General features: G+C 72.9%; 6 protein-coding genes. 2 read left to right on the forward strand and 4 right to left on the reverse strand.

The genetic code is table 11. The features are described from left to right. Window positions 1–117 precede the first annotated feature (117 nt). Entirely contained in the window at window positions 118–1,422 is a 1,305-nt protein-coding gene (locus G3I60_RS27730) for a PspC domain-containing protein (protein ID WP_164297488.1), read from the reverse strand. 231 nt (window positions 1,423–1,653) lie between these two features. On the opposite strand from G3I60_RS27730, the gene G3I60_RS27735 reads away from it, so the two are divergent. Further along, window positions 1,654–2,934: an ATP-binding protein gene (locus G3I60_RS27735; protein WP_203673963.1), complete on the forward strand. Its 1,281-nt coding sequence runs from the start codon at window positions 1,654–1,656 to the stop codon at window positions 2,932–2,934. Next, window positions 2,931–3,602: a response regulator transcription factor gene (locus tag G3I60_RS27740; RefSeq protein WP_138352966.1), complete on the forward strand. Its 672-nt coding sequence runs from the start codon at window positions 2,931–2,933 to the stop codon at window positions 3,600–3,602. The genes G3I60_RS27735 and G3I60_RS27740 overlap by 4 nt, the downstream gene beginning before the upstream one ends. A 308-nt stretch (window positions 3,603–3,910) precedes the next feature. On the opposite strand, the gene G3I60_RS27745 is transcribed toward G3I60_RS27740, so the two are convergent. From G3I60_RS27745 to G3I60_RS27755, 3 genes are all read right to left on the reverse strand, one after another. Continuing rightward, a complete protein-coding gene (locus tag G3I60_RS27745; RefSeq protein WP_164297492.1) occupies window positions 3,911–4,984 on the reverse strand; it encodes a C40 family peptidase in 1,074 nt (357 codons plus the stop codon). A 292-nt stretch (window positions 4,985–5,276) separates the two neighbouring features. Then, entirely contained in the window at window positions 5,277–5,906 is a 630-nt protein-coding gene (locus tag G3I60_RS27750) for a hypothetical protein (protein ID WP_164297493.1), read from the reverse strand. Continuing rightward, on the reverse strand, window positions 5,903–7,208 hold a 1,306-nt coding region (locus G3I60_RS27755), incomplete at its 5' end, for a DUF58 domain-containing protein (protein WP_164607842.1). The genes G3I60_RS27750 and G3I60_RS27755, both read right to left, overlap by 4 nt.

Below are 7,208 nucleotides of genomic sequence, written 5' to 3' on the forward strand. Positions count from 1 at the left end.
CCACCGTCAGCGGCCGGGAGGGATCCCAGCCGCCGGCGGCGTCCAGCAGGAACACCGCCGCGAGGCCCAGCAGTACCAGTCCCATCACGAGGGACGCGGGCTCGAATCCATGCCGTTTCACCGGACCACCCTCATCTGTCCCGCGCCCACCTCGACGTCGAGTTCGATCGTGCCGGTCGACGGGATGCCCGCGTCCGGTTCGAAGAGCACCTGGCTGCGCGTGTCCGAGCTGAGGTCCACACCGTGGTTGACCTTGCCCGGCAGCTGCACCTCGCCGAAGCCCATCTGATAGTTGAGCCGCACGGTGGCGTTCCTCGGCAGCCGGACCTCGGCCCGGCCGGCGCCGACCTCCAGCTTGGTCGTGACGGTCTTCCCGCCGAGCGGCAGCGCGGTCAGATCGAGCAGGCCGTGTCCGGTGCCCTGCTCGTAGTGCGGCTGGAGGTCGGAGACGGCCACCGGCCGCCAGTCCGTCGTCGCCCACTCGGTGGTCATGCTCTTGGGAACCGCGGCGGCACCCACCAGCAGCGCGATCGTCAGCACGGCCCAGAAGGCCGTACCGCCCCTCGCCCGGCCGGTCCAGGCGCTCAGGACGAAGGCCAGCCCGAAGACGGCCAGCGCGGACGCCAGCCCGATCTCCAGGGCCGTCCCGAGCGGGTGCCCGTGCCAGGCCGCCGCCGTACCGACCGCGCCCGCCATCAGCGCAACGAAGAACGCCAGCACGCCCAGCCAGGACGACTCCCGCCGGGCGGCGGACTTCCTGGCCCGCCAGGCCTTGCGGTCCTGCTCCTGGTACGGGCCGTCGTCCGGCCCCCACAGGTAGCCCGTGGAGCTGCTCACGCCGGCCGAGAAGTCCTTGGTCAGCGGATCGCGCCACCATGAAGGGGTCACGGGGCTCGGCGGCGCCTGCGCGGCCGGCGGGGCGTCGGCGGCCGGACCGGCCGCCACCGCGCTCGCCTCGCCGTCGAGCTGGGCCCGGCGGCGCTGCTGCGACCAGTAGACGGCGCCCACCACGGCCGCCAGCAGCAGGATCGAGAACCCCTGGTCGGTGCCGATGCCGAGCATCGACGCGTACAGGCCGCAGCCGACCAGCGCGACGAGCACGGCGGTCAGCGCCGTCCCCTCGACCCGGCCGGACAGCAGTCGGTGCGCCTCGCTCTGGTCCTCGCCCTCCTGCGGGATGACCAGCCAGGCCATGCCGTAGACGATCAGGCCGATACCGCCGGTGAGCGACAGCACGGCGAGCACGATCCGGAAGATCACCGGATCGAGCTCGAAGTAGCGGCCCGCGCCGTCGCACACACCCGCGACCACCCGGCGGCGGCTGCGAACGATGCGGCGCCGGGCCGGGGGCTCCGGTGAGTCCGGAAGATCCGGGGTGGCGTCGGCCTCGGCCTCGAAGGCCGGCCTGCTGTCCTGCGTCATGCCTCCATGGTGGCGGCCGCGGGCACTCTCCGGCACCAGGTACAACCCTGGCCGATCCCTGAGCCGGCCCCCAGGGGCCGGGCTTCCGACCCATCACCCGGTCCGGGTGGGGCCTGGGGCACCCGGGCCCCTGGGCACCTGGCCACCCGGGCCCCTGGTCCCAGGGGGTCAGGGTGACCTCCGGGAGGAACCCTGATGCCCCGGGCGGCCCCGGCGTGTGACGATCGGGGTATGCCAGCCACCACCCCTGCTCCTGCGACGGGCGCGTCCTACCTGAAGCCGCCCGACCCGGCGGACCCGCCGGCGCGCAAGCTCTACCGCAGCTCCGAGGGCCGGATGATCGGCGGAGTGGCGCGCGGGCTCGCCGGGCACCTCGGGCTGCCGGTGTCGTGGGTGCGTGTGGTGTTCGTGGTGCTCGCGACGTTCAACGGCCTCGGCATCCTGCTCTACGCGCTCTTCTGGTTCTTCGTGCCGCTCGGCGTCGGCGGGGTGAGCGAGGCCAAGGAGCCGCGCGACGCCAAGTCCTGGCTGGCCGGACGGCGGCCCGACAAGGGCCAGATCCTCGCGCTCATCGCGCTGTTCATCGGCCTCGGCGTCCTCGTCAGCAATCTGAACCTGGGCGCGGCCAACGCCGCGATCTGGCCGCTGCTCGTCATCGGCCTCGGCGTCGCCCTCGTCTGGCGGCAGGCCGACAACGCCCGCCGCAGCCGCTGGGTCGAGATGAGCCAGGGCAAACGGTTCTGGCCGATCGCCCGTGGCGCGGCCGGTGTGCTGCTGGTCGGGGCCGGGGTCACCGGCTTCCTCGTGGTGCGCAGTTCCGGCAGCCACCTCGGCGGCATCCTACAGGCGGCGCTCGCCGTGCTGGTCGGGGTGGCACTGATCGCCGGGCCCTACCTCGTACGTCTGACCCAGGACCTGTCCGCCGAGCGGCTGATGCGTATCCGGGCCCAGGAGCGTGCCGAAGTCGCCGCGCACGTCCACGACTCCGTACTGCACACCCTCACCCTCATCCAACGCAACGCCGAGGACCCGCGCGAGGTCGCCCGCCTCGCCCGCGCCCAGGAGCGCGAGCTGCGGGCCTGGCTGTACCGGCCGGAGGGCACCGGCAAGGAGGACGAGCCGACGAACTTCGCCGACGCCGTACGCAAGGCCGCCGCCGAGGTGGAGGACGCCCACGGGGTGCCCGTCGAGGTGGTCTGCGTCGGTGACTGCCCGCTGGACGACAATCTGGTCGCACAGATGGCAGCCGCACGCGAGGCAATGGTGAACGCGGCCAAGTACGGTGGCGACGAAGCGGTTCAGGTGTACGCCGAGGTCGAGGAGCGCAAGGTCTTCGTGTCCGTACGGGACCGGGGGCCCGGATTCGACCTCGACCAGGTGCCGGACGACCGCATGGGCGTCCGGCAGTCGATCATCGGCCGGATGCAGCGGAACGGCGGCGAGGCGCGCCTGCGCAGCGCACCGGGCGGGGGCACGGAAGTGGAACTCGAAATGGAGAGGGTGGCGTCATGACTGAGGACCGACGCGTAAGGGTCGTGCTCGTCGACGACCACCGGATGTTCAGGACCGGTGTACAGGCCGAGATCGGCGAGACCGAACGAACGGGTGTCGAGGTCGTCGGCGAGGCCGCCGACGTGGACCAGGCCGTCACGGTCATCACCGCGACCCGTCCCGAGGTCGTCCTCCTGGACGTGCACCTCCCCGGCGGCGGCGGTGTCGAAGTGCTGCGGCGCTGCGCACCGCTCATGGGCGACGCGGAGCGGCCGGTCCGCTTCCTGGCGCTGTCGGTCTCCGACGCCGCCGACGACGTCATCGGCGTCATCCGCGGCGGCGCGCGCGGCTACGTCACCAAGACCATCACCGGGCCGGATCTCGTGTCGTCCATCTTCCGGGTCTCCGACGGCGACGCCGTCTTCTCCCCGCGGCTGGCCGGCTTCGTCCTCGACGCCTTCGCCTCGACGGACGCCCCGCCGGTCGACGAGGACCTGGACCGCCTCACCCAGCGGGAACGGGAAGTGCTGCGGCTCATCGCGCGCGGCTACGCGTACAAGGAGATCGCCAAGCAGCTCTTCATCTCGGTGAAGACGGTCGAGTCCCATGTCTCGGCGGTGCTCAGAAAGCTGCAGCTCTCCAACCGGCACGAGCTGACGCGGTGGGCGACGGCACGGCGCCTGGTCTGAGGGCCGGCGGGTCCGAGGCCGTCGGGTTCAACGGCCTCGGCGCGGGCGCGGCCCTACGGCTCAGGCGGCCGGGGCCGGGTCCGCGAGGCCGTCGATGACCAGGTCGGAGAGCCGGACCTGGTACCAAGACGGTCTGGCTGGTGCTGTCGGCCCAGTTCTCGGCCCATGGGAAGAACGGTTTTCGCGCACCCCAGGCTGATCCGGCGTCAGAACCACCCGAGCGGCCGGTGGTACGGGACGGAACGCGCCCGCGCCGCCCCACCCCACCTGCCGCACCTGACCCCGAGCAGCGTTCTCAGGGGCCGTACTCACGACGGGCGGCTCGCGCCCGCGAAGGGCATTTCGTTGATCGGGGCGATGCGGATCGGGGCGCCCGGGTGGGGGGCGTGGATCATTTGGCCGTTGCCGATGTAGAGGCCGACGTGGCTGATGCCGGAGTAGAAGAACACCAGGTCGCCGGGTTGGAGTTGGGACTCGGAGACGCGTTGGCCGGCGTTGATCTGGGTGTACGTGGTGCGGGGGAGTGAGACGCCCGCGGCCTTCCAGGCGGCCTGGGTGAGGCCGGAGCAGTCGTAGGAGGACGGTCCGGTGGCGCCCCAGACGTACGGGAGGCCGAGGGCGCTGTAGGCGAAGGCGACGGCCTGGGCGGCGCGGGCGGAGGGTGCCTGGACGGCGCCGGGGGCGATCGGGACGCGGTCGGTGGAGCGGTCGGCGTGCTGAGTGCCGGATGTCGTCCCGGTGTCGTCGCCGCCGTCGTCCACACTGGCCCGCTGGGCGGCCGTGAGGCGGTCCAGGAGGACCTGGGCGTCGTGCAGCTTGGTCTCGATGGTGCGCTTGTGCTCCGCGAGCTTCGTCTGGGCGTCGCTGAGGGCGGCGAGTTTGGCGTCCGCCGCGTCGTGCGTCGTGGTGATCTCCCGCTGCTGCTCGCCGAGGGTGCGCAGGATGTCGGCCTCCCGGCCGCTCACCTGGTCGATGAGGGCGGCACGTTCGAGATATGTGTCGGGGGTGGAGTCCAGGGCGAGCTGCATGGCCGGGTCGATGCCGCCCGAGCGGTACTGCGCGGCGGCGATGGCGCCGATCTGGTCGCGGGTGGCGTTGAACCGGGCGGTCTTGCGGGCCATCTCGTCCTGGAGCCTGCCCACGTCGGCGCGGGCGGTGTCGGCCGCCTCCTTGGCGCCGTTGTACTGCTCGGTGGCCTGTTCCGCCTGCTCGTACAGGGCGTCGACCCGGGTCTTGACCTCGCCGACGCTGAGCTGCGGGTCGGCGTGGCCGGTCTCGCCGAAGGCGGTGACCGACGCGGCTCCCGCCATGGCGAGGGTGGCCGCGGTTCGTGCGGTGGTTCCGGTGAGTGAGCGCTGCTTGGGCTTTCTGTGCGACGCCACGCGGCCGTCACTCCTTTGTGCCTAGCTGGTGCCCGCCTGCTGAGACCTCGATCCGGCGGCGTCCGCACGGGGAAGCGGAACACCGCCGGATCTTCGGCGGGGGTGGCCGTGCCGTCGGGTCCGACGGCAGTGGGGTTCGGCCACCTGGAGGAGGACGCTAAACCTGGGGGGTACGGAGGAGTACGGCGTAGAGCAGGTCTGGTCCCAATCGGCCGTTGGGTGATCGTCATTGATCAGTGTTCGACGGGTGACATGGCCACTTGCAGAACGGCCTTGACCGATGGGGCAGTTGTCACTCCGTGGGCGACTCGTCCCTGCTACGGGGCGTGCCCGATCTCCGCGGCCTGCGCGGCCACAGAGCCGTTCCGACCGCGTACGCCGCGGCGCACACGGCGGACACCGCGACCGCCGGGCCCCAGGCACTGCCGTCGGAGGGGGCGAACGCGGCGAAGAGGACCAGACCGCTCGCGCCGTACGCGGTCAGCGGGATGTGGCGCGAGCGCAGCTGGCGGATGCCCGCCGGGCCGGCGGCGCAGGCGTCGACGATGAGGAGATAGGTCAGCAGCAGGGCCGTGACGCACGACGCCAGCCAGACGGGCGGCGCGCTGAACGCGGCGAGGACGACGCAGCCGACGGCGAAGACCGTGTTGCGGTGCTGGGACAGCAGCGCGGCTTTACGGGCCGAGTACTGGACCGGGCGCCGGACGAGCGGCGGGGCCGCCCACCAGGCCAGCACGACCGCGGCGAGCGGCGTCAGTACGTCGCCCATCGTGGGGGAGCCGGTGACGGCCGGATCGCAGGCCGCGAGCGCCAGTGCGACGCCGAGGCCGCGCACCGGCCGGACCGGGACCTGGGGGAGGGTCATGGCGGAGGACGCGGACGAGGACACCGTGGCGGGTTCCGGGGACAGGGAGGGAGTCATCGGGTCCTGCCCTGGATTCGGGTGCGGAGCAACGGTGCGAGGTTCAGGTCGAGGCTCTTGCCGGCCGACTGGGCGACGACCGGGATGCCGCGTTCCCGCAGCGCGAACCGCATCGCCGCCCGGTCGGCGAGCCAGAGCCGTCGGGCCAGGTGTCCGACGGTGTCGCCGGGCGCGATGTACGGGGCGCCGGTCGGGATCTCGATGACGACGAGAGGGTTGCCGCGTTGCGCGAGATCGCCCAGCACTTCGAGGATCCGCTCGTCGGCGAGCTGGGTGATCGCGTAGACGAGGGCGCCGCGGGGCAGCGCGGGCGGCGGCAGGCGCTGGAGGGCGGGGACGGAGTAGCCGAGGTCCTTGCGGACCTCCAGCACGCTCTCGACGATCCGGTAGAAGTAGCCCCCGCCGGAGCCCGGTTGCAGCCAGCGCAGCGTGCCGCCGATCGACACCAGGCCGACCCGGTCGTGGCTGCGCAGATAGGCGCGGGTGAGGCCGGCCGCGGCGCGCACCGTCTCGTCGAGTCCTGAGGCCCTGGTCGCGGGGTCGATGAAGTCGACGAGCGCGTCGACCAGCACGACGGTGTCGGCGGTGCGTTCGGCGGCGAACTGGTTGATCTGGATGCTGCCGCGCCGGGTGGTCGAGGGCCAGTGGATGCGCCGCTGCCGTTCGCCCCAGATGTGCGGGCGCACCCCGACGACCTCGATGCCGTCGCCGTTCTGCCGGGCGGTGTGCTCGCCGAGGCGGTCCGGCAGCCGGACCGGGATGGGGGTGAGAGAGGCCTGGGTGGGCACCGGGAAGACCTGGATCTCACCGAGTTCGGCCCGCACGGTGCGACGGGCGAGCCCGCCGGTGTCGTAGACGTCCACATCGACGGTGCCCAGGCTCCAGCGACCCCAGCGGCGGGCGGTGAGGGCGAGTTCGACGACGGGGCCGGCCACGGCGAGCGAGGTCAGCTCGACGCCCGGCCCGAGGGTGATGCCCGGGTCGATCCAGCCCGCGGCGCCGTCGAAGTCCAGCCGGATGCGGACGGCGATGTCCTCGTTCTCGAAGCAGCGGCCCGGCCCGGTCTCGACGGCGGCGCTCAGCCGGCTCGGCCGGCCGGACGTCAGCACAGCTCCCCCCGCCGCTCCCGGCCCGGCGAGTACGAGCAGGACGACCGGGCCCGCGGCCAGCGCCAGCAGCCACGCGTGGCCGGTGAGGAGCGCGGCGGCGGCCGCCACGGCGGCCACCGTGAGCAGCCGCAGGGCGCGGTCGCCGGCCCGCCAGCCGGGCGGCGGCGGGGACGGCGGTTCGGCCGGTTCCGCC

This window comes from Streptomyces sp. SID13666 (assembly GCF_010548325.1).
Taxonomy (GTDB): domain Bacteria; phylum Actinomycetota; class Actinomycetes; order Streptomycetales; family Streptomycetaceae; genus Actinacidiphila; species Actinacidiphila fildesensis.